Source organism: Commensalibacter intestini A911 (genome assembly GCF_000231445.1).
In the GTDB taxonomy this organism is placed as follows: Bacteria; Pseudomonadota; Alphaproteobacteria; order Acetobacterales; family Acetobacteraceae; genus Commensalibacter; species Commensalibacter intestini.
The window spans coordinates 396,887-420,875 of sequence record NZ_AGFR01000007.1 but is presented as its reverse complement, the minus strand read 5'-3'; the positions used below and the strand labels follow the sequence as shown (position 1 = coordinate 420,875).

Below are 23,989 nucleotides of genomic sequence, written 5' to 3'. Positions count from 1 at the left end.
AATAAGGATATTATAGTGAAAAAATATTTATATGCAGTGCCTTTATTGGCATTTGGCTTTGGAATTATGCTGTCTGCACATGCAGAGGTAAAACCACGATTGGCATATGCCCACGTAACAGTGGAATATGAACATAAAGAGTTAAGATCAGATTATCAGGTATTTCCTGTTCATTTGCAATGGACAAAGGAGAATTACGATTCAAATAAGGCACCAATAGTATTAATGCCTTTTAATTTACCAAAGAGCGTGCCTAATGGTGCTGAGTTTGTTGGTGTGACAGGGACAATTACAGCTACTACTGTTGGTGAAAGTCCTGATGAGAAGAAAGATGCGGTTGCATTATTAGAAATGTTTTCTTCTAGCTCTGATTATTGTCCAAAAATGGGGGAAACTATTAATCCCAGCACATTTAATCTCTATGATACAAGTAAATTTACATCTTATTTTTCACAAATTATGAAACAGACTAATGTAGGTGATAAAACACTTGATATTGATTACACTATGGCTCAAGGGTTACCATTAAATCTTGGGGAAGATAAATGTATGTTTTTAAAATTTGATGGATGGGACTGGCAAAGTAAACCTTATACTATTACAGCTGATTTAGAAATTAAATATAAAACATCGGCTTCTAATTATAATCCAAATATTCAGAAAAAAAGTTTAGATGTAGAAAATTTGTGGGGGGCCCCTGATACAGGATATACAGTGTACCCTGTTTTAAAGGATGGTAACTCTGCAAATCAAACACTACCACCAGGAACAATTATGTCTGTTTTTGGTGGAGTAGGTGTTCTTAATGTTAATTACCCAAATCTCAAGGATTGGGTGGTTCAAAGTAAAATTATTGTTTATAAAAATGGTAGTTGTGAAAAAGCATTCCCTAAGCATCGTTTAAGTAGATTTAGGTGGCAAGATACAAATAGTTTTATAGATAGTACATCATTGGACACATCAACAGTCATCGCAGAAAAAACGCTTAAAGGTAGTGGAATAAATGCTGCATTAACACAAATGACGGGGAATGGTAACTTACCTATTCATGTGGAAGATGGGGATTGTGTAGCACAAGCTTTTGTTAATAGTAATGTTCATGGGATTACTGACCCTTTGAATGAAGAAGGACAAGCAGGTTTTTCTTTTATTCCAGATTAATATCTTAAACAAATATACCATATCATAAAAACACAACTTTCTATGATGTGGAGTTGTCTTTTTTGTATAAAGATGATAGATTAATTATAGAATGGTTTTTCTATATAAAAATTGTAAAAACCAACTTTAAGTAAGGTCTTTAGGCAGTATCCAAAATCAGCCAAAGGCCTTTTTTATTGTTTAAAATTAATTCAATTTTATATTTAAAAAAGAGTTTGGACATGTCTTATGATGGCATGCCTGCTACATATCATATCGATTTGCCAGATCGTATGGATCAACAAAGTGATATTAGAAATCAGTATGATGCTGATATTCGTCATATTGTCGGAACATTTAATCGTTATCTTAGCAAAAAATATCCAGCGTCACATTATCAGAACTTAGACTGGCGTGTTATTAAAGCAATGATATGGGTAGAGAGCGGGCATAAGCGTTCTGCATGGCGTTTTCGCCCTATGCAGATTGGAAATATTGGCGATCCTGGATTACAAGCAGTATTACATCTAAAAAAAACACGGTTAAAAAATGGAAAAGTGCATATTCAAAGTGAAGGTGCTGAGTTAATTATTCCTCCTGAATATACTGCAAATTTAACTTGGAAAAATAAAGAGAAAATACGCCATGATCCACAATTAAATATTCAAGCAGGAGTGGCGTATTTATTAATGCGTCACGCTAAATTTGGATATAGAACTGTAGTTGATTTTGATGAAAAAGATTATAAAATCACTGTAAAATTTGGTGATAATATTAATAAAATTGCAGCGGCTAATGGGACAACAGTTAATATTTTAAAACAATTTAATCCTCAAATAAATATACAACATTTACAAGCAGGATTACTGCTTAAATATAAAAAAGCCAAAATACGGAAAACAGTATTGGGATGGTATTCGATGAATTTTTTAAGCATTACCAAAAAATATAATGCTGAGGGGGATCGTCGATATATGAAAAAGCTGAAGTATGCTTACACAGAGATCAATCGCCAATAATTAATAGAGATATGCTATGTTTAAGATGAAAATATTTAAACGTCAAAGATTCAAAAAAAATAATGTTAATCAGATAGTATTAGATTTAGACATAGTAGGTCAAAGAGAGTTGTATGATCAAATACTTGGAGTTATTGTAAAGGTATGTCAATTAGAGTAATTTGATTAATTATTAATCTATAAAATAGCTTTTAATAAAAGGTTTTGTTATGAGTTTAATTATTTTTTTTAAAGCAGGTTTGGTTGGTGCTTTCGGATTGATTATTGCGATAGTTGCTGTGATTGCACTATTCACGGCTGTATCTGAAGCGTCTCGTTTAATTAATATTAATATACCTAGATTACTTGCTTTAATAACTTTAGTTGTCATTTGGAGTGTGGGCTGGGGAATTGCTTATTATTATTTTTTAACAATTAAAAATAGTTCTTCTGATGAAATTGTATTAACTACTTTTGCTTGTCTATTCACTTTAACGCCCTCTTTGTCTTTCGTATGTGCAGCATTCTCATATTATGTACAAGTACAAAAATATCTGAATATGGCCAATCAAGAGAAAATTAATTAAGTTTATTAAACAAATCATATAATTTAAAAGGAATGTTAAGGGTAATTACAAGTCTAATGGCGTTGCAGAATTAAATGTTAGTAAACATGATATTATGGCATCAAGTGTATATGGTAGTAGTTTACGAGGAATATGTTGAATATTATCAACCATCATCATTGATTAGGTGTTCCTTACGATAATGCAAGTGATAGATTTAATTAATATAGATTTGAAGGTAGGATTACTACAACTCAAAAAATATTTGCTCTTATTTTCCAAGGAAATCTTTCAAAACTAGTGCATCCACAGCAGCTTATATTGCAGGTGAGTTTAAAGATAATATAAATTATCATTATGTTTGTTTTGATACTAATAAATAGAAAAGAGTTACATTGTCTGACTTTTAATTAAAATATGGTTAAAATGAATTAATAAAAGGCACCTTGATTTAAGGTGCCTTTTTTATTGAAATAATCGTTTAGTAATGGCGAAAAATATAGCTGTTAAAAGCAAAGGACACCATTTGTATGTCCTTTTTTAAATTTAAATAACAATCCAAAATAAAGTAAGGATTAAGAATTTTATGTCTATACCTTTAAATAATATCGTAAATATTAAGCCTAGTGTACTAGGTGTTGGGAATAATGGAAATAACCTTTTTGGGTTAATGCTAACAGACACAACAGGACTTGCTGCAGGTCATATTTCGGCGTTTACGAGTGCAGATCAAGTTCGTAAGCTTTTTGGTGATGAATCTACAGAATATAGTTTAGCGAGTGTATATTTTTCTGGCTTTACGAACTCTGATCGTGTTGCAGCACAATTATATATTGCGCCATATTATAAAAATGTTCCTGTAAGTTTAATCGGTGGAAGTTTAGGAAATATGACATTAGATGAACTACGTAGTTTATCTGGTGATATCACTGTAACCGTTGATAAGACAATTTACGGGCCTGAAACTATTGATTTAGGTGATGTAACCAGTTTCAGTGGTGCTGCAAGTAAAATAAATGTAGCATTATTTGGAAAGAAAAGTAGTAAAAACGCATCATCTACATCAGGTAGTGCCGTTGCATCAGTTACTTTTTCGGTGATGAGTAGTTCTATGGTGATTAGCCATGAGCTATCTAAAAATGAACAGAGTGGTTCAGTAAAAGATGCTATAAAAATTAGTGCTTCTGGTGCATTAGCAAAAGCATTATATTTAACAACTGAGACTGGGGCACAAGCATCCATTTCTGAAGATATTTCTACCATTACAAAATTATTGGATAGATTGCGCCAACAAAATCTCTCTTTTTGTTCTGTATTTTTAACATGGCATGCAGATATCAATGAAAAGCTAGAGTTCGCCAAGTGGGCTAATTCTACGCAAGATGATGTTTGTGTTATTTTAAATGATCAAAATCCAGAGGCATATAAAAAAGATTCAAAAACAGCTTTTGCCAAAGTAGTCAAAGATAATAATTATGAAGGTGTAGTATCTGTTTATAATAATTTAGAGCTTTGTGCCTTTATTGCAGGATATCCTGCAGCTTGGGATTTGACGAAATCAGATGGTCGTTTTACAGCAGCTTTCCGACGTAACTCTTTATTAAAAGCAAATATTACTGATGAAGAGCAAGCTAATAATTTGAGAGACAATGGATATAATTTTTACGGTGTTTGGGCGTCTTCTACAAGTAATTTTACATTTATGTATGAAGGTAAAATTTCTGGACAATATGTATGGTTAGACAGCTGGTTCTGTCAAGTTTGGATGCGTCGTCAATTTCAATATTATTTTATTATGACATTACTTGCCAGGGGACAAATTCCTTATAACACAGATGGTAAAGGTATTCTCACCACAGCAATTAAGCCAGCAATTGATCAATATTTAAGTTTTGGTGCTATTCGTCCAGGGATTACTCTCGCTGATGAGCAAGTTCAACAGCTTAAACAAGCAGGTTTAAATCAATCTCAAATTAACAATATTACGACGGTTGGTTACTATCTCAAAGTAGATATGGAACGTGTTACACCACAAACTCGCGTACAACGTGGGTCTCCACCAATTAATTTTTGGTATACCGATGGTCAATCCGTCCAACAAATTAACATGAACAGTATCGAGATTCAGTAAAATGGTAGCAAATAGAACAATTACCGCAATTAACACGAAATTAACTTTAATTGCGTCTAATCCATGGACAAATACAACCGCAGCAGATGCAGTAGGACTTGGTTCAACAGCAACAGGATTTGTTTCTCCTTTAGTAGGGGTTCCGCTAAGCCTAGAAGGGATGACTTCTGATAATCCATTTAGCTTTTCTCATCAAACGATGGTTGAAACAGCAACTTCAATGGAAGGCAATTTATATGGTGGATACTTAGCAACTGCGAATACAGTTGAACTAACTATTACCTTTATTGCAGCGTCTGATTCATTGGCAACTTTGCAAGCATTGGCAAAAGTTATGCAAGTTCAACGTGAAACGATGAAATTTAACGGTACAATGATTGTTCCTTCACAAGGAAAAACATTTGCGTTGAATAATGGATATTGGTTGGAATGGCAATCAATTCCAACGCATGCAAAAATCTTACAACCCATTGCTTGTAAATTCCGCTTTGAATCTGTGGATGAAACATTAGAAGCATAAGATTTTAAGTAAATAGGATATATTTCCTATTTACTATCAATTTTTCAGTTAGATATGATATAAATTCTAAAAAACAGCTAAGGAATATGATGACAGATAATAATAGTGATTATGAACTTTGGTTTATTGATTTTTTTGTTCAAAGAACAAAGGAAACTTTGGATGGGTATGAGAAAGATATAGAAACTCTCAAGGCAAGAGCAACTTCTTTATTAAGTTGGGTAATAACTTTATCTGTTGCGAGTATTACAGCCTGTGCTGCAAGTATTTTGAAGCATAATATAATTTTTAGTATATCATTAGGTGTTATATCAACGTTATTAATACTTACTGCAATTTGTTGTGTAGTAGTTCTTTTTTCTAAAAAATGGAGAAAGCTGGATTATCGTAAAAAATATTTTGATGATTTTTATCAAGACTCACAAATTGAAACTTTAAAAGTGCAACTAGATGCGCACTTTTGTACGATCGAAGAAAATATAATATATTATCAAAGAACTCAACGTTTTATGAAGTTAGCATGGGTTCTTTTTTGTTTAACTCCACTTTCTTTAGTAATAATGGTTTTTAATTTTTCTTTTTGTGTAGTTTTATGTGTGTAAGCAGAATCAGCAGCACGTATACTTGGATCTTTCACAATATTAGATCTTTTAACATTTTTCATTAAATCACTTCCTTTGCGTGGAGGTGAGCTATTGCTTGTATTACTAGCTTTATCGTTCATTAATTATAATCCTATTCAAGATCAAAACTAGAACAATAATAAACTGAAAACAATTTAAAATCAAACACTAACAGGCACTGTAACAGGTGCCTTTTTTATTGGAGAAATATAGATGGCTCGTCGTTCGATTGATATTAAGATTGAAGAAAAAGGAAGAGACCAAGGCAAGCTCTTTAAAGTTACGGAAATGTCAGCATTTGATACTGAAGAATGGGCAGAACGTGCGATTAATGCGATTTTACGAAATGCGACCTCTCAAGATTTAGCAGTATTATTACCGCTTGTTTATTCTTATGTTCAACAAGTGAACGAAGACAAATCTCTTGAGGAAGTTGTGGAAGATCGTGAAGAAGGAAAAGCTGCAATTAATCAAGCGACGGAAAGTTTAGCGATATATTTTGCATCAATGTTTTTCCAGTTACCATATGATGAGTTGCGTGTGGTAAGTGATCCTTTGCTGCAATGTTGTTCGATTTATTTAAATCCAGGACAAACTCAAATGACAGAGCCAGTTTTAAATAATCCAACGCAATATATTGAAGAGGCTTCTACTATTTTTGGCTTAAAACGGGAGGCATTTAAACTTCACACTGATTTTTTTACCAACGGCGCCAAGCGTCACTTGAGCCGATTAATCAGTCAAATGGACTCACAGATAGATCAGTCATCCGATACACCCCCAACGTCCCCCAAGCTATAGGACAAGTTGTTAGCTCCGGTTTTGCGACATTGAATGAATTGAAAACTATTTATGGGGTTCAGGATTTATATGACTTTTTAGAGATTGTTTTAATAAATAATTATAATGAGTGTGTAATGCTAGAGAATAGTATAAGGAATGCAAAACATGGTTAATATTCTAGAACAAAACAATCCAACAGATACAAACTATCAAATACCTTCTTTGTCTGGAGCAATGAGAAGTCGGGTTCGTGATAGTGTATATGGTATGTTTAATTTAAAATTTATAAATCGTTATAGAGATATAAGTCTTGTTTATAATAATTTAGTAGATATGGCTGCTAATAAATTGAATATGCCTCAGGCGTCTCAAAATATAATGCTTCCTGATTTTAATACATTTGATGTAGGAAAAGGTTTTTATCAAGGGGTCAAAAAATATGGATTGAATCCTTTAAATTTATATGTGGAGCAATCTAAACGTATTGAACGCTTGGTGCAGTTGTGGGATGGAATGACCAAGGAGCAAAGAGAGGCGATCTCAGGATTTACATCTTCTTTGAAGACATTTGTTGACGCAACTTTTTCGATTAAAACGGCATTTCAATTATCTGACAGAATGTCAGATATAAAGCAATTGTCAAAAATTGAAGGTGAAGAATCAAGAGATATTGTTCTCTTGCGAAATATTTATCGACGTAAGGGAACCAGTGATGATGATTTTATTGAATTACAAAAGAAATTATCTGGTTTGACAACCGCATTAAAACTGGATCCTGAAAAAGTAGCAAAAGATAAAGATTATCAGTTTTTTGCACGATATAATGGAGAGCTAAATAAAACATCTGATGCCAATGGTAAACGTTATGGTGCTTTGGATCGTCAACATCAACTGGAGGCCGCGATTAAACGTGCTCAAGCCAACAAAGTTGATCCAGATTTAATTAAGGCGCATTTAGATGCGATTGTTGGAGAGAAAATTGCGGTTAAAGTTTATGCTGTGATTACCGATCCAAATGCAAAAGCCATTGAAGCAGAGGAGGCGGTGAATGCGGATCGACAAGATCAAGGGATGCCAGCAGCTCAGCATTATGTTGATATAAAAACTCAGGCAATAAATAGTCATGAGTCGGTCAGTGGTGGGATATCCATTCCATTTATACAACCAATTGTCAGTAATGTGGCAGGGTTAATCAATGCTGCATTAAATAAATATCCTGATGAAATTGGTAAAATTCAAGGGGGGGCAGCCGTGATGTCAGAAGGGACAAAATGGCTGGAATTTGCCTATAAGGCCTATAAGGGGGTGGGTGCTGCGAAAGAGGCATTCTATCCGAATAATTCTGATTGGAAACCGAGTGGGCCCAAAAGAGTGAAACAAAACCGTCCTCCTGCGCCACCGTCTTCTTCAGATGATTCTGGTCCTGATCCTGCACAAGTTACTGGAAATAAAGGCTCTATGGCGGGGGATATTACAAAATTTGGGGTGGCAGCAGCAACCGCGGCTGTGTCAAAAACGCCAGAACATGAAACCAATTTTGTCGAAAGGTTACAAAAGCAACAGACCGCGTTGACAAGAGGTGGGGCAATTGTAAAAAGTACGGTTAATGCAAAAAAGCATGGTTCAGATTATATTCCATCGCCTGTTAAGGGTGCTGCAGAAAAGGCTGTTTCTAAGGTAAAGGATGCTGCGACAAATATAGAAAAAAAATTAAAAGATCCATCTGTACAAAAAAAGCTTCTAGAGGATCTAGAGACTATATTTATTATAATTCTTAAGAGGTATGTGCCTTCATTACGGAATGTGCCTACACCTTTGCTTTTGCCTGGTAATAAACAAATAATTGCGAACAATGATTATGCTAATAAAAAACGCAATGTTGCACTTAATCAGCAAGCATCAAATTATAATCCTATTTTAGGGGGTGCTAATCCAGAAATAGCAGGTTTGGTTGTAAAAGCGGGTTACAGACTAGGGATACCTCGTTTTGATCAGTCTGGTATGAATAATGGGGCATTTAGGACACGGAATTTAGCAATGGACATGCAACATGCTGGGCAGGCTTCTAAATTATCACAGGAAATTAATAATCAACAATATCATACGGTGATTAATGTAACGCCTGCCAATGCGGATCCAATGCGTGTGGCAGAGATTGTTTATAACAAAGTTAAACAAGCATCTTTTGGACACAGCAAATCGGTGCCCAGTACACATGCAACCCAAATGACTATGGTTTAGCACTGTATTTCGGGTTTTGACATTCTTTGCTCATTTTTTCTAAATACAAGTTGGATGCTTTTTGAAAATATATAATAAGATTACCAACATGTTCATAACGGGGGGACGTGGCGGTAATTTTTGTAAAACGTTGTATAAAAATATTATTATTTAAAAAAGAGATATCTTCATATGGAGAAGCCTTTCCTAAGGCAATATATTTTTTTTGTTCAGTATTTTTCATGGATATTGTAATACCATCCACCATCAGACAAACATCCATAATGGGGTTTTCGATGGGAACTTGTTGGTAACATTCAGCAATAGATTTTACAATTCCTCTGACCCCACCACCTTGGGAATTGGGTGGACAATAATCTGGTGCAAATAGGGTAACGGCTTGATCGACCAGTTCAGGAGGCATGTATTTTTGTATGTCTTTGGCTTGAGCGGTCAAGGGAAGAGCTATTACGGTAAGGATAAGGAATATTTTTTTCATTGTTGATCCTTGAGCATGAAGAATAGTGATAAAGATATCATTATCATTGTATTTCATCATGAACAATTAACAATATCATACGGTGATTAATGTAAGGCCTGCCAATGCGGATCCAATGCGTGTGGCAGAGATTGTTTATAACAAAGTTAAACAAGCATCTTTTGGACACAGGAAATCGGTGCCCAGTACACATGCAACCCAAATGACTATGGTTTAGCACTGTATTTCGGGTTTTGACATTCTTTAGCTATTTGTTCGACAAATAAATTTGTTGCTTTATCAAAATAAATATATAGATTCCCAACATGTTCATAACGAGGTGAGGTTGAGGTGATTTTTACAAAACGTTCAGTAAAAGCATCTCTTTCTAAAAAAGGAATTTCTTTATAGGGTCTTGATTCTCCATGTGCACGGCTGTCTTTTCGTTCAGTATTTACTATAGACATGGTGTAACCATCCACCATCAGACAAACATCCATAATGGGGTTTTCGATGGGAACTTGTTGGTAACATTCAGCAATAGATTTTACAATTCCTCTGACCCTACCGCCTTGGGAATTAGGCGGACAATAATCTGGTGCAAATAGGGTAACGGCTTGATCGACTAGTTCAGGAGGCATATATTTTTGTGTGTCCTTGGCTTGAGCGGTCAAGGGAAGAAGAAATATAGTTAAGGTTAATAAAGTCTTTTTCATGATATAAACCCCTTAAAGTAAAGTCATTGGTGTTCACTTATCATACTTTTAATAAATACAAAATAATTTCAATTTTTTCATCTTTTAGCAAACAATACATTAAGTAAGCAGGCACCGTTATCGGTGCTTTTTTTATGGAGGGCCATATGGCAAAAATAGGGGTGGGGAATGTGCTGGCTTCTTCTGCGCAAAGTGCGGGGTGGAAAGCACTGACTCAGCTGATTAATTCTAACTCTCGTTTTGGTATTTTTGATTCCCAAGGAAATGCTTTTTATGAAGTCGCGTTAGATAAAACAGAAATCAGTATATTTAATAAAACATTCACTTTTTTAGGGGGTGACTCTGTTGTGGAAAGTGGTGTTACTGCTTTTAATTATAATAAAAATTATAATGTCACGACGGCTCCTGTAGAAAGTGCTAAAACAGCAGACGGAAAACAAATTCCTGGAAAAACAATGGCTTATAATTTGGTTGAGCAAGCTTGCCAAGGACAGGTCACTTATGTTTCAACAGGAACTGAAAAGCAGCGCAAGAAATTTGAAGAAGCTTTGCAGGCAGCACAAAAAAGTTTAGAGCTCTATGAGTTACATACTTCAGAACGTGCAATAAAAAATATTAAAATTATAGGTTACTCGGTTAATCGTAGTGCTAGTCAAGGCACTCAATTGATACAGTATCAGATTACGTTTCAAGAAATACTCCTTTCTTATAATTCAGTGGAGTTGGTTGGTGCACAGACTACCTATAATGATCCTCTGGCTCAAGGAGAAGTAGAAACATCAACAGCAACAGGCACGCAAATACAAGCAGCAAGTAAAAAACAATAAAAAGAAGAATAACGATCATGAAAATTATCTCTCTTAATGCTATAGACGCTCAAGAATTTTCATCTAGTTTAGGCGGAAAATTATATAGTTTTCGCTTGTTTGATAAAGGTGAGGCCGGAGTTTTATTGGATATTTATGATGGAATTGACCCTGTATTAACAGGAATATTATGTTTAGATCGTGTACGTTTGGTGCGTTCTGCATATTTAAATTTTCCAGGGGACCTCATGTTCGTAGATCAAGAGGGATTTAATCATCCTGTTTATACAGGATTTGGTACACGATATTTACTATATTACTTGGCAGAAGACGATGACGATGGCATAGGAATGTAATGTAATGGCAGATGATAGCACAAGTTTACAGTATATTATGATTAAACCAAATATACTTCATCGATCTTTCACAAAACGTTATTTAAAATTCGAATTTATCGCAGGTGTTGATAAGGATAATAAGCCAATTTATTTTGCCGTAACTGGATCTAAGGATACAGCGCAAAAAGCGGTAGTTCAAAATCTTCGTGCGACAGCTTCGATCAGTTATACAGGTGGTTCAAGTTTACCAGAGTGTGAATGTACTATCTATAATATGGATGAAGCATTGGCAAATAAACTGACAACATTGGGACAGTATCAGAAAAATAATACAGGTTATGGTAACCAGTTGATTGTTTATGCCAGTACGGATTATGGAAGTTTAGAAAAACCAGTTTTTACAAAGATATTTGAAGGAGGGATCAGTGTTGCTTATACAGATTATGGTTCTTCTCCAGATGTGATATTCCATGTCAGAGCAATGGCTTTGGGAGGGTTAAATTTACATGCGGCAAAGTCTTTGTCTTTTAGGGGGAAAGTATCTGCTGCTGCAATTATTCAGTCTATTATTGAGGATTATAATAAGAAACTATCTTTGACATCAGATAATCCATTATATCTTATTTTTAAAAACTACAGTGTCACAGCAACGTTAAATGGTTCGAATTATAGTGGAGATGTGATTAGTCAAATTCGACAATGTGCGAGTGATGCTCATATTCGATTTAGTATACAAAATGGTGTTGTTTATATTTGGCCAATGAATTTGTCTTTGAATGAAGCAATAGCTAAATCAGCAATTAGTGAAGATCAGAGTAAAGCAATGAAAACTAGAGTTTTTTCTAATAAGACAGGGATGGTTGGGTATCCAACGTATGCAAATGATGGCATTACGGTGCGTTCTATCTTTACAAGAGATTTATTATATGGCGAAGAAATCCAGGTTGAATCCGTATATACGCCAGCGTGTGGTTTATGGAAATACATGATTTCTATGCAACATGAATTGTCTTGTTTGACACCGAACGGGGCTTGGACAACGACGATTGGATTGTCAAAAATATCTGAAGAAGAAAAAGAAAAGTTGAGTAAACAGAAATGATGAATCCGAATAAAGGGAATAGTAGTCTTAATACATTGGTGGGAGTTATTGACAATGCATTAAGTCAAATCTCTACAGCAATGCCGGTCACTGTGTTGCAAGTCTATGAGAACCATACTGTAGATGTCATGCCAATGGTGGATATGCTGGATAATGCAGGGAATGCTGTTGAGCATGCGCCGATTACTGCTATTCCTTATGCTCGTTTGCAAGGTGGAGACTATGGGTTGATTATTGAACCAAAAGCTGGAGATAAAGGATTAGTTGTGTTTGCTTCTCGAGACATTTCTGATGTGGTGCAAAGTAAAGGAAAAGCAAAGCCTGCAAGTTTACGTAAACACTCCATGTCTGATGGGATGTATATTGCTTCTTTATTGTATGATGAACCAACGACATATATTAAAATTACTGGAGATACAGTAGAGGTAAAAGCAAAGGAAATTAAACTTACAGGAAATGTGACGATTAGTTCTGATGCAACAATTGGTGGTATTTCTTTTTTAAAGCATACACATAAGTATGATAAAGGAACAATATTACCTCCAAAGTAATATTGATTTTTATACTTTAAGATACCATTTAAAAGTATAATATTATGTCAATAAGGAAAATATAATGAGATTACTACTGGCTCTTTTGTTGCCATTTACGGTGTTTTTTACAATTGGGAAGCCTTTTCAAGGGCTTTTTTGCTTATTGTTGCAAATTACAATAATTGGTTGGATCCCCGCGGCGATTTGGGGTGTGTATGCGTTAAGTAATTGGCGAACTGATCAAAAAATAAATAAATATCAATAAGTTTATTGAGAATATGAGAATAACAAGCCACCCATTGAGGTGGCTTTTTTATTGGGTAAAAATAATGGATTTATTATTAACAACGGATGAAGATGTAGAGCAAGCAGGACCAAAATCAAAAGTCGTAGCTTGGGATTTAAAGGTGGATATCAATGGCAATATTGCTGTTTGTGAAGGTGCTTACTCTATTGCACAGCAGGCCGCCAATGAAATTAAATTATTTGCAGGCGAAGGGTGGTACGACTTAACCCAAGGAACACCGCATTTTGCACAAATCCTGGGTACTAACAGTAATTTAGGATTGATCCGTAATATCTTATTAGATCGTGTCAATGGTGTTAATAATGTAAGGAGTAGCGATATTGATATGTATGTTGATAGTTCGCGAACTTTGCATGGAAATATTTTTATAACCAGTAAGGATGGAGAAACAGTCAATGTCGTCTACTAATGAAACGCATATACCTAAATTAGAGTTGAGTAGTAGTGGTATAAGCCTTCCTACAGAAAAAAATATTTTGGACGGTGTTATACAAGATTTCCAAAATGCATTTGATGGTAAATTAACCTTTCAAAAAGATTCAAATAATAACTTTTTACTTTCCACGCCACAAGGGCAGCTTGTCACTTCTATAGCAGCGATGATTTCAGATCGTAATCGCTTATTGGCTTATTATGTAAACCAAGTCGATCCGAACTATGCTGTAGGGCGTATGCAAGATGGAATTGGGCGTATTTACTTTATTGAACGGAAAAAGGCAACAAAAACAACCGTAGTTGGTAGATGTTTTGGGGCAAAGAGCACTGTCATTCCTCAGTATACAAAAGTTAAAGATCAGCAAGGGAATGTCTATGAATCTACAGATTCAGCTGTTATTAATCAAGAACTCATCGAAACCATTTTAGATAAAAATGGTAACATTGTATATGTTGATAAAGACGGTAATATCGTAAGTGAGGATACCGAGGGTAAGATAGCTAAAACCAAAACAACAACTTATGTTGATATTATGTTTCGATGTCTAGAGAAAGGTATCATTACTTGTCCAGCTGGATCTTTGACCGAGCGATATCAAGTAATTGCAGGTTGGGAATCTGTTACGAATTTAAATGATGGAACTGTTGGGATTGCCGATGAAAGTCAAGCACAGTTTGAACAAAGACGTAGACAATCTGTAGCTAGAAATTCTAAGAATAGTGTTGATAGTATTATGGCATCTTTATTAACATTAGATATTATAGAAGATGCTTATGTTATTGAAAATTATACTGCAGACAATATAGATAAGATAGATAGTAATCCAAACAAACTTTCATTTGAATTATTGGCTCATAGTATTTACGTTTGTGTTTATCTTCGCGCTCAAACAAAGCAATCGACTACGACTAGCAAAGAAACACCATCAGAGCAAATTGCCAAAGTAATTTGGAAAAATAAAACACCTGGCTGTGCTTTGGTGGGTAATGAAACAGTTTTGGTTACTGACGATACCACAGATAGTGATGGTAATTGTTTATATTGTAATTCTAGAGCACCTCAATACAAAATTAGTTTTGATTACGCAGAAAAAAAAGATGTCTATATCAAGGTAATGATGGAGGATTCAAAGCCAATTGTTGGAGATCCTGTAACATTGATTAAAAATAAAATATATGAAGTTTTTACAGGACAGGATGGTTCGAAAAAACCAAGAATTGGTAGTCAAATTTTCGCTTCACAATTTTATTGTGCTGTGCAGTCTTTGGGGGAATGGGCAAAAGTTATTTGTTTAAAAGTCGGATTAAATGGTGTTGTAGATAAAAATAAAGTCCAAGTCGCTATTAATCAAATGCCTGTCTTGGATTTAGATAATATTACTGTGAACTTTATGAATGATACGACAGGAGCATAGAATGGATGAAGATATAGAGCAAGAAGAATGTTGTAATCATTGTAACTGTAATACCGATCAACAAATAGATCAAACAGCGGGTCCATCTTGTTTAGACTATAAAAAAACGGTCATTGCACAATATGCAAATTCAACCGTAATGCTTTCATTATTAGATGGGATTGATAGTGAGATCAAGGTTTGTGGTTTTTTCGATGATTTTTATCGTATTGTTTGGAATATTAATACTGCAGAGGGATTTGGACTGGATATTTGGGGACGTATTGTAGGTGTCACTCGTACAGTAAGGTCTTTTATGGGATTTTTCTGGGGATTCAATGAGGAAACTTTGTTAATTGCCCGACCTTATTATGATGATGGATATGATAAAAACCTGCCTGCAGATCAATATGATACGGCTGTTGGTATGTTTCGAGACCTTCAAGGACAAGATGGAGATGGCATCGATTTAATGGAGGAGGTTAAATTTGATGATGATGATTTCCGTAAATTAATTCTAGCCAAAGCATATGCGAATATTAGTGATTATAGTATTTCCAGCATTAATTTTTTATTGATGTCTTTATTTGTCGATAAAACATGTTGTTGTAGTGATTGTAGAGATAGCACTCGTAAAATTATCAGAAAATGTAGGGGTATATGTTGCAAAAAAAAATCAACGTTTTATTTATGTCCAAGATAATTTGGATATGACGTTGAGCATTGTTTTAAATTGGTTGCCGAGCAAACGAGATGTAGCCCTAATTTATAATACTGGATTACTGTCCAGACCTGCGGGCGTTGAAATGAAAATAAATGTTCAAGTAGAAGAGAAAAGTTAAGATGACAACAGAAATCAATAGACCAAATCCATTTGTAACCGTATGGGCAGAATCAAAAAAAAGTAAAAAGATTTCAGTTTATGAAACTGCATCCGAGGCAGAAGCAGAACATAAAGCAAGAGCTAGTATGGAGTTAGGCTTTCCTGAAATTACAATGAGATCAGCAATGAGAGGCGGACAACCCCCTTGGGGAGAGGATCATAACGGAATTTTAAATCGTATTACAGAAACATTGCAATGGATACAAGCTGGTGGATGCGCATCATTCAATGAGGAGTTACGTGATAAAATAGGTGGCTATCCAAAAGGTGCTATTCTACAACCTAAATCAACTACTATAACTTTAACAGTAAACGATGATCCATTATTTTTATGGTTTTCTACAATTGATGAAAATACAAATAATCCTGATGAGACGATTAGCCCAGATAACGGATGGGTTAAGCTTGATTTTAAAGATTTAGAAAAACGATTAAAAGCTGCGGAAGATCATATCATTGTTATTGATGGTAGATTAGATAGGCACGATACTGATATTTCTGATATTTATAATGATAAATTGCCTGCTAAAGCACAAAAAGAAGGTAGTTGTCGTCAAGATTTTAGCGCGGATAGTATGACGGCCAAACAGTATGGTTTTTGCTCTACGGATATTAGTCAAAATACTATATTTAAAGAAATACAAGGCGAGGTACAATTATATACAGATATTTGTTATAGAGTTTATGTAAAAAATAATAAAGAACCTATTTTAAGTGTAGAACGTGATAGTTGGACATTTGGGGGCACAACAGGATATTTGAGAGCTGATTGGATAGATTGTAATGGTTCATTTCATGTGTATGATCTTTTGGCATTTTCAAGTGAGGATAAACTTACAGCATGGAATCAACGTTATGACAAATCTTCTAGCGATTTAGTTTTTGAGTATTTTGAAAGTGATATAAAAACTTTTGAGGCTATAAGGGTATCTGCTAAAACTGGGGATATTAATGCATCTTGGGGTGCTTTTACTAATGAGCATGGTGCAGATTTAGCAGAATATTATCAAGCTGATCGTGGTGATTATGAACCTGGTACATTAATGTGCCATGGTGTTGATACAGAAGTAACTTTATGTCAATCAATTGATCAATCTGATGATTTTTTTGGTGTTGTTTCTACTAGTCCTGCATATGTGATGAATGGTAAAGGGAAAGATGAATCCAATTCTGTATTAATGGCATTAAATGGTAAAGTTCCTGTTAAAGTAAAAGGCATTGTCAAATGCGGTGATAAGATTACCATTGGTCAAGATGGATATGGTGTTGTTAGTACAAACAAAAATGATGTGATTGTCGGAAGAGCAAAAGAAAATAAAGCAACTGAAGATGTTGGTTTGGTATCTTGCTATGTCCAAGCGTATATGTAAATAAAGGTTGCAATAACTATGGAACTTTTATCAAGTTTTACTTTAAATCCACTACGTATTTACACAGTTCCAAAACGTATTAAAAATAAAAAAGGAATTTCGACTTTTCCAGAAAAACATATCGCGTCTTACCTTGATTACTCTGTTGATTTTTCTAATCTGCTGAGTGATGGTGAAAGCATTATTCAAGGAAAAGTAATGTGTAATCATACAGAGTTAACAATTAATTCTTCTTTTTTTAGAAAAAATTATTTAACGGCTTTTCTTTCTGGTGGGAAAGAAAGTCTATCTTTTTATTTAACCTTTATCATTAAAACGAACAAAGGGAATGAATTCTGTCAGGAAATTATCCTGCCAACTTATGGTTGTTTCAAGGATAAGCACGCAAATACAATGTATAAAGTGCGTGCTCTAGATACACACAGTCAAACCCCTTCGCATATTCCTCCTTTAAATGCGTTATCGATTAATGGCTACTATTTAATTTATAAAAAAAATTCATATATTATGGTATAAACAATGTTAACAACAAAAAATAAAGAAGCAGGTTGTATGGTCAGTAATCTTGAATTCTGCCATCAGAATAGCTGTAATGCTGAACCATCAGATGCAGTGGATGTCGTTCAAAAAACAAATACAATTTTATCAACAGATCAAATCCTTGTTTTGCGGACTGTGAATAGAAATGAACAAGAAATTTATAAAGCTAATTTTGATAGTTTAGATCCTGAAGTTGCCATTATGATTATGGAAAAAGCTATTCAAGTCATGAGCAGAACAGATCCTGCAGATGGTAAAAGTCTATGGTTGGATGAAGGGTTTGTTCGTGTGGCAACAGGAGATCCATCATATCTTGGTACGTTAGCTCCTAATGCAATGCAAAAATCTCTAAAAGAGGCTTTTAAAGTTCTTCCTACGACAGATCCTGGTGATGGTAGTCCATGGTTAAATGATGGTGTATTAACACAAGGCTCTCATTAATAAATATAAAATTATCTATTTAATAAATGCAATAATTAATAATAACAAATAGATAACTTTAAAAAGCGTCCAAATTTGGACGCTTTTTTGTATTTAAACAAATAAAAAGGATGGCAAGAAATGTCATATAACTCAGGTAACCAGATCATTATTGTTCCATCTGGTTGTTTAGAAAATACAGAAATTAGCCTACAATGTAAATCGCCGGTAGAGGCTGTTTTCTACCAATTTTCAATGGCGAACCGTTTAAGTTCTACAGAAATTATTGATGACGTGCAAGCACAGCCAGCTGATGAAAAGCTAATCGTTGATCAAATAACTTTTTCAGGTCAGATTTTTAAAGCTCGTATTAGTGGTGGTACAATGAATACTAAAACAGGTATTCGTTTTTTAGTGACTACCAGAGATAAGTCTGTTCGTGAATTTGACGTGACATTGCCTGTAGCTCCAGCGGGAATTGTAGGAAGTGGTAATGTTGGTAGTTATGTGATTGGGAATACAGGCCCTGTTGGTCCTAGAGGTCGTGCAGGTACTATTACTATTGGGGAAGTAACAGCTTCAGAGACAGATGGTGATGCACAAGTAACAAATATTGCTGATAATGATATTGATGTGAAACTAAATTTTGTTCTTCCTCGTGGTAAGGAAGGGGAAAAAGGCGTCCAAGGAGATATCACAGAGGTTTTAATTAAGGATACGGATCCTGAACAGGTCGATGCTAAAGCAAATATCATTTGGTTAAATAATGACAGTGGTGATTTGTTTCAGACGGTTTTAGTTGATGATCAATATGAATGGAAACAAAATGGTAATTTAAAGGGTAATCCTGGTAGTATTATTTATAGTGATTATGGAAATCCTATTGTAGAAGAGAAGTATAAACCAGGTGATATTTATATTAATCTTAGCACAAGTGAACTCTTTAATTTGGATCAAGATCAGTGGATTGCAATTGCTAGTTTGAAAGGTGACAAAGGCGATCAAGGTGAGCGTGGTTCTTTATTGTCTGCTGGTGAAGGTGAACCGTTAGTTACAGAAGAGTGTCAAGAGCAAGATTTATATTTAAATACAACAACAAATCAGCTTTTTATTTTTGAGGATAGTCAGTGGAAAGAAACAGCTAACTTACAAGGTGAGGTTGGGCCCAAAGGTGATACGCCTATTATTGAGGTTGGTACAGTTACTGAAGGTGAAGCGGACGTTACGGCGACCACTGATGAGGCAGTTAATACGACAACTTTTAATTTTGTTATTCCGAAAGGAGATAAAGGCGATACACCCATTATTGAGGTTGGTACAGTTACTGAAGGTGAAGCGGACGTTACGGCGACCACTGATGAAGCAGCTAATACGACAACTTTTAATTTTGTCATTCCAAAAGGTGATAAAGGTGATACGTCTATTATTGAGGTTGGTACAGTTACTGAAGGTGAAGCTGATGTTACGGCGACCACTGATGAGGCAGCTAATACGACAACTTTCAATTTTGTTATTCCGAAAGGAGATAAAGGTGAGCAAGGAGATGCTGGTTTTGATGGTACTCGTATTATTGTTAATACAGTTAATCCTACTGAAAAAAATGCGGAAGATAATGTTGTTTGGTTAAATAGCGAGACAGGTGAGTTATTTGAAAGTGTTTTAGAAAGCAATGGATTATATCGCTGGAATAAACTGGGTAATTTAAAAGGAAATGCAGGAAGTCATATTTATAGTGGTCTTGAGGCTCCATCGGTTTGTGAACGTTATAATGTCGATGATTTATATTTAAATACGACTAGTAGTGACCTTCTTAGTTATAATGGAAATCAATGGGTAAAGATATCAAACCTACAAGGTGAACGTGGTGAGCGTGGTTCTCTATGGTCTTCAGGGGAGGATAATCCTGTCTTTCGTGATACATATAAATCAGGTGATTTTTATTTAAATACAGCAACGTTTAGTGTGTTTTATTTTAATGGAACATATTGGGAATCTCGTGGATCTATCAAAGGTGTTAACGGTTTAGACGGTAAAAATGGTGCAAGTATTATCACCAGTCAAGGTGATCCAGAGATTGGCAGTGCTGATCAAAATCAAAATGTTATTTGGATTAATACGCTAAATTGGAATATGAAGCGCACTATTTGTAAGAATGGTGCTTGGATTTGGATAGATATTGGTAATATTCAAGGTGAACAAGGTAACCCTGGTCAACAAGGAGAAAAAGGAGACAGTGGTGCACGTTGGTATAGTGGAACAATCGTTCCTGACGCTTTAACCGGTGTAAATGATAAAAGAGGAAAACCACGTCCAGGAGATATGTATTTACATATTAACGATGATGATCATGATGTAAGTTCTTATATTTTAACTGATGATCATATTTGGGAAGGTCCAATAGCAACCATTGGTGTTGCAGGGCCTCCAGGTAAGAATGGGGTTACCCCTAAAGTTGAAGCTGAAGTGGAAATGGTTGCTTCAGATGCGTTAGTTAGTGTTACCACGACGGAAGATGCGGACACGAATACGACGATCTTTAAATTCTTTATTCCGCAGGGAGCAGAGGGTGCTCCAGGTTCTGCTGGTTCATCTGGAACGACGCCTGTTATTCAAGGTGGTTCAGTGACGATGCTTGATCCAGGTGCATCAGCTAGTGTTAGCACTGAAGATATTGGCGATAATACGACGGTTTTTAATTTTTCTATTCCTATAGGTTCATCTGGAACGACGCCTGTTATTCAAGGTGGTTCAGTGACGATGCTTGATCCAGGTGCATCAGCTAGTGTTAGCACTGAAGATGTTGGCGATAATACGACGGTTTTTAATTTCTCTCTTCCTAAGGCTAATGATGGTAAAGATGGAGCTATTGTCCAATTTCCAGAAGATGCTTCAATGGCTATTGAAGGCAATGTTTATTTAAATAAACATAATCAGCTTGTTAAAGCACAAAATGTTAAAAATGTTTTAACTCCAGTAGTGATTTCGAATCAATATGTTGATTTCGATTATCCTCCTACGGTGCTAACGAAAGGTGCTTATCGTTATAATACAACAACACAATATAGCCAGATTTATGATGGCTATCAGTGGAGGAATTTATTTGTACAAGGAACATTGTCTTATAATGTAAAAGCACAAGATATTGCCACATACTGGTTAACTTTTATTGATAGCTATAATGGATATATGCGTTTTCCTAATATGCTCAATAATAAAACTGCGGCAGAAATGAATGGCGGGGTTCAATATAAATATTATGAACGGACTTGGACGGATACAGAGCTAGAAGAGTATGAATATCCAGATGTTGTTCAAAATGTAGCTGATACTATAGATCCAGAGATAGATGTTGATATTGAATTAACAGATGATGAGAAAGTAAAAGCAAAAGAGCAAGCTAGGATTAATGCAAAGGATAAGGCGAAAGCTTTACATACAAGTCAAGGATTATTTCCAGATTATAGTGTAATGCAAATCTATAATCCTCATGTAACGAAAGCCGTGAATGTTAATAATTTTTATTTTGATGGAACGCTTGTTACAACTGGTGCATTAAACATTGGTAAACAAACGAGTTTAAATAAATTACAGATCATACAAGATGGTAGTATTGCATTAAATAGTGATAATCAGCCAGCAGTTTATGATGCTAACAATCAAATATGGAATAATTTGGTTATAGAAAAGAAAAAGGCCGCAAATATTACGTGTACGAGGGTCGAGGTAAATTCTCTACAATTTATTGATAGCTGGAATACTGAGATGACTTTTCCGAATATGTGGGGAACGAATTACGGTGATAGTACACACAATAGTGGTGTTACTTATAAGTATTTTGAAAAGTCTAGATCGGCTGAGGAACGTAAAGCAATAGAAACAGAAATAGCTAATAAAATTACAGATGAAGTAGAGCAAGCTAAAGCTTTAGATATAATTGCGAATACAAAATATGAAGATACCGTTAGTGATGGGTTGTTTCCGAATTATAATGTTCATCAGATTTATAATAAAAATAAGTTTGTTAATTTAAATAACTATTATTTTGATGGTGGGATTAAGACAACAGGCCCATTATGTATCGGAGATATTTCATCATATACAAATGATACGTATATTGAGCATAATACTTTTGGTTTAGATAACGGTGTATTAAAACAGTATGATAGTTTAAGTAAAGTATGGAATGTTTATAGTATTGCAGAAAATGGTAATTCTAAAGATACTGTATTAAGTACAGATCAGACTTATACATATTTAGGTGGAAACTTTATTTTATTAGGAAGAAGTAATTCTTTGAGTGATCCTGCATGGAACAGTGTAAGTAAAGGGGCTATTGATCCAAAAACATCAGCAGGAGTAGGGTTACAATATTGGGATGATGCTACTTTGACATGGACAGTACCAAAAACAGGAGTATTAACACTTAATTATAATTTTAATTTTAATAGTAATGCTGGTACAGGTATTGATGGCACCATTTTTCAATTAAATGATGAGCTATGGATTTGTGCTGATAAGCAAGGGGCAAAGGGTATTCCATCTAATGTTGTGAAGCATTGTTTAACACCTTATCAGTTTGTATCTAATGGCCAAACACGTTATAGGCCATCTTTATATTTAAATGGTAGCTTATCAATGAGTGTTGTTAAAGGAGATAAAATACAATTTAAGGTTGCTTGGTATCCTAAGCAGTTATTTGATTCTACAAGTTGGGATCAGCGAATTCAATTATCTCCAGCTAGTTTTACGTTTTTTGTAAGTTAGTTATTTAGATTGTGAAATTTTTATATCAAAATTATGAATAGTATTAGGCATAAATTATGGCGCAAAAGCGTCTTTTTTTATGCCTTTTTTTATGGAGGAGTAACATGGATAGTACAGATTTATTAATGCAAATTTTTCAGTATGTTTTAGGAGTGGTGCCAGGAGATGTCGCTGGTAATATTATTTCTATTGCAACGGTTATAGTAACAATTTGCACATTAATTATACGATTTTGGAAAGAGCCGCAAAAAGAGAATAAATTGCATAAATTATGGCAGATTTTTCATTTATTAGCGTCTTTTAAAAAGTCAGATAAAGTGGTGAGGGAAAAAGATAATGTCGATAAAGTTGGCTAAGGTATTACGTAAGCGTGATCATTGGTTTGCAGAATGGTGGAGCTCTATTTTATTAATTTCTGTAGGAATATACGGTTTTTGTGCACCTGATAGTTTTATTATTCAACAATCATTTATTGATGGTTTTTTAAAAATAATCCCTGTGCATTTATGGGAGTGTTTATTTGTCAGTATCGGTTTTTTTCAGTTTTTGGTGCTGAGTAGTGAAAGCTTTATTGGTAGAGGGGTAGCAGCTTTTTTAGCGTCATCTTTATTGATTTGGGGATTTTTAAATATTTTAGTTTATGGTGAATGGCATTTTAGCCTAATTGCATGGGGAGTGTTTTCTGCAATTAATCTCTACGCCCTTTCCAGAATTCTTAGGGGGATAGAGAGAGATTATGAGCCTTTTTGAGATCTTACAGTGGTGGTGGGAAAATAATGTGGAATGGATTAAAGTTCATGATCCATGGGTTATTCCTATTATGGCAGTAAGTATTCCGTTGTCGTTTGTTATTCGTGCAATATGTGCGGTGATTAAATTATGGCGAGGAAAAGACTAAAGATATTTAAGTGATTGCATTTTA

26 protein-coding genes are annotated in these 23,989 nt (G+C 34.7%); 24 read left to right on the top strand and 2 right to left on the bottom strand.

The window, feature by feature from the left end; all coding sequences use genetic code 11:
* Window positions 1–15 precede the first annotated feature (15 nt).
* The 8 genes from CIN_RS06960 to CIN_RS06925 all read left to right on the top strand — a co-directional run bounded on the left by CIN_RS06960 (window position 16) and on the right by CIN_RS06925 (window position 9,002).
* Window positions 16–1,161: a hypothetical protein gene (locus CIN_RS06960; protein WP_008854368.1), complete on the top strand. Its 1,146-nt coding sequence runs from the start codon at window positions 16–18 to the stop codon at window positions 1,159–1,161.
* A gap of 221 nt (window positions 1,162–1,382) precedes the next feature.
* Entirely contained in the window at window positions 1,383–2,159 is a 777-nt protein-coding gene (locus tag CIN_RS06955; protein ID WP_008854367.1) for a LysM peptidoglycan-binding domain-containing protein, read from the top strand.
* Window positions 2,160–2,368: 209 nt separating this feature from the next.
* Window positions 2,369–2,725 (top strand): hypothetical protein, encoded by a 357-nt coding sequence (locus CIN_RS06950; RefSeq protein WP_008854366.1) that lies wholly within the window; start codon window positions 2,369–2,371, stop codon window positions 2,723–2,725.
* 565 nt (window positions 2,726–3,290) lie between these two features.
* Window positions 3,291–4,835 carry a DUF3383 family protein gene (locus CIN_RS06945; protein WP_008854364.1) on the top strand — a complete coding sequence of 515 codons (1,545 nt, stop codon included), beginning with the start codon at window positions 3,291–3,293 and terminating at the stop codon, window positions 4,833–4,835.
* A gap of 1 nt (window position 4,836) precedes the next feature.
* A complete protein-coding gene (locus tag CIN_RS06940) occupies window positions 4,837–5,355 on the top strand; it encodes a phage tail fiber protein (protein WP_008854363.1) in 519 nt (172 codons plus the stop codon).
* Between the two features lie 86 nt (window positions 5,356–5,441).
* Window positions 5,442–5,957, top strand: coding sequence for a hypothetical protein (locus tag CIN_RS06935; RefSeq protein WP_008854362.1), 516 nt, complete (start codon window positions 5,442–5,444; stop codon window positions 5,955–5,957).
* A 234-nt stretch (window positions 5,958–6,191) separates the two neighbouring features.
* On the top strand, window positions 6,192–6,779 hold the full coding sequence (locus CIN_RS06930; protein ID WP_008854361.1) for a hypothetical protein: 588 nt from the start codon (window positions 6,192–6,194) through the stop codon (window positions 6,777–6,779).
* Window positions 6,780–6,926: 147 nt separating this feature from the next.
* On the top strand, window positions 6,927–9,002 hold the full coding sequence (locus CIN_RS06925) for a hypothetical protein (protein ID WP_040364068.1): 2,076 nt from the start codon (window positions 6,927–6,929) through the stop codon (window positions 9,000–9,002).
* Here CIN_RS06925 and CIN_RS06920 read toward each other — a convergent pair.
* Both CIN_RS06920 and CIN_RS06915 read right to left on the bottom strand, forming a co-directional pair.
* Window positions 8,992–9,540 (bottom strand): hypothetical protein, encoded by a 549-nt coding sequence (locus CIN_RS06920; protein WP_008854359.1) that lies wholly within the window; start codon window positions 9,538–9,540, stop codon window positions 8,992–8,994. The genes CIN_RS06925 and CIN_RS06920 overlap by 11 nt on opposite strands.
* Window positions 9,541–9,686: 146 nt before the next feature.
* On the bottom strand, window positions 9,687–10,175 hold the full coding sequence (locus CIN_RS06915) for a hypothetical protein (RefSeq protein ID WP_040364066.1): 489 nt from the start codon (window positions 10,173–10,175) through the stop codon (window positions 9,687–9,689).
* Between the two features lie 146 nt (window positions 10,176–10,321).
* Between CIN_RS06915 and CIN_RS06910 the strand changes: the two genes are divergently transcribed.
* The 16 genes from CIN_RS06910 (at window position 10,322) to CIN_RS11915 (ending at window position 23,965) form a co-directional block, all read left to right on the top strand.
* Complete coding sequence (locus tag CIN_RS06910; protein ID WP_008854356.1) at window positions 10,322–11,002, top strand: phage baseplate protein; 681 nt, start codon at window positions 10,322–10,324, stop codon at window positions 11,000–11,002.
* A 17-nt stretch (window positions 11,003–11,019) separates the two neighbouring features.
* Window positions 11,020–11,337, top strand: coding sequence for a phage baseplate plug family protein (locus CIN_RS06905; protein WP_008854355.1), 318 nt, complete (start codon window positions 11,020–11,022; stop codon window positions 11,335–11,337).
* Window positions 11,338–11,341: 4 nt separating this feature from the next.
* A complete protein-coding gene (locus CIN_RS06900) occupies window positions 11,342–12,421 on the top strand; it encodes a baseplate hub protein (protein WP_008854354.1) in 1,080 nt (359 codons plus the stop codon).
* The gene (locus CIN_RS06895; protein WP_086632615.1) at window positions 12,418–12,972 is read left to right on the top strand and encodes a Gp138 family membrane-puncturing spike protein; all 555 of its coding nucleotides are present in this window, start codon (window positions 12,418–12,420) and stop codon (window positions 12,970–12,972) included. Before CIN_RS06900 ends, CIN_RS06895 begins: the two co-directional genes overlap by 4 nt.
* A 64-nt stretch (window positions 12,973–13,036) precedes the next feature.
* Window positions 13,037–13,219 carry a YqaE/Pmp3 family membrane protein gene (locus CIN_RS06890; RefSeq protein ID WP_040364065.1) on the top strand — a complete coding sequence of 61 codons (183 nt, stop codon included), beginning with the start codon at window positions 13,037–13,039 and terminating at the stop codon, window positions 13,217–13,219.
* Window positions 13,220–13,253: 34 nt separating this feature from the next.
* Window positions 13,254–13,670: a hypothetical protein gene (locus CIN_RS06885; RefSeq protein ID WP_139016969.1), complete on the top strand. Its 417-nt coding sequence runs from the start codon at window positions 13,254–13,256 to the stop codon at window positions 13,668–13,670.
* Window positions 13,657–15,111, top strand: a complete 1,455-nt coding sequence (locus CIN_RS06880) for a baseplate J/gp47 family protein (protein ID WP_040364064.1) — start codon at window positions 13,657–13,659, stop codon at window positions 15,109–15,111. Before CIN_RS06885 ends, CIN_RS06880 begins: the two co-directional genes overlap by 14 nt.
* Before the next feature lies 1 nt (window position 15,112).
* Window positions 15,113–15,793 (top strand): DUF2612 domain-containing protein, encoded by a 681-nt coding sequence (locus tag CIN_RS06875; RefSeq protein ID WP_008854349.1) that lies wholly within the window; start codon window positions 15,113–15,115, stop codon window positions 15,791–15,793.
* Between the two features lie 7 nt (window positions 15,794–15,800).
* Window positions 15,801–15,932 (top strand): hypothetical protein, encoded by a 132-nt coding sequence (locus CIN_RS11700; protein WP_083813359.1) that lies wholly within the window; start codon window positions 15,801–15,803, stop codon window positions 15,930–15,932.
* 1 nt (window position 15,933) lies between these two features.
* Entirely contained in the window at window positions 15,934–17,343 is a 1,410-nt protein-coding gene (locus tag CIN_RS11475) for a hypothetical protein (protein WP_008854348.1), read from the top strand.
* Window positions 17,344–17,361: 18 nt separating this feature from the next.
* Complete coding sequence (locus CIN_RS06865) at window positions 17,362–17,859, top strand: phage fiber-tail adaptor protein (protein ID WP_008854347.1); 498 nt, start codon at window positions 17,362–17,364, stop codon at window positions 17,857–17,859.
* A 3-nt stretch (window positions 17,860–17,862) separates the two neighbouring features.
* Entirely contained in the window at window positions 17,863–18,324 is a 462-nt protein-coding gene (locus tag CIN_RS06860; protein WP_008854346.1) for a hypothetical protein, read from the top strand.
* A 120-nt stretch (window positions 18,325–18,444) separates the two neighbouring features.
* A complete protein-coding gene (locus CIN_RS06855) occupies window positions 18,445–23,067 on the top strand; it encodes a phage fiber-tail adaptor protein (RefSeq protein WP_040364063.1) in 4,623 nt (1,540 codons plus the stop codon).
* 104 nt (window positions 23,068–23,171) lie between these two features.
* The gene (locus CIN_RS06850; RefSeq protein WP_008854344.1) at window positions 23,172–23,423 is read left to right on the top strand and encodes a hypothetical protein; all 252 of its coding nucleotides are present in this window, start codon (window positions 23,172–23,174) and stop codon (window positions 23,421–23,423) included.
* Complete coding sequence (locus CIN_RS06845) at window positions 23,404–23,817, top strand: hypothetical protein (protein WP_040364062.1); 414 nt, start codon at window positions 23,404–23,406, stop codon at window positions 23,815–23,817. The genes CIN_RS06850 and CIN_RS06845 overlap by 20 nt, the downstream gene beginning before the upstream one ends.
* Window positions 23,804–23,965, top strand: coding sequence for a hypothetical protein (locus tag CIN_RS11915; protein WP_170314043.1), 162 nt, complete (start codon window positions 23,804–23,806; stop codon window positions 23,963–23,965). The genes CIN_RS06845 and CIN_RS11915 overlap by 14 nt, the downstream gene beginning before the upstream one ends.
* Window positions 23,966–23,989 lie beyond the last annotated feature (24 nt).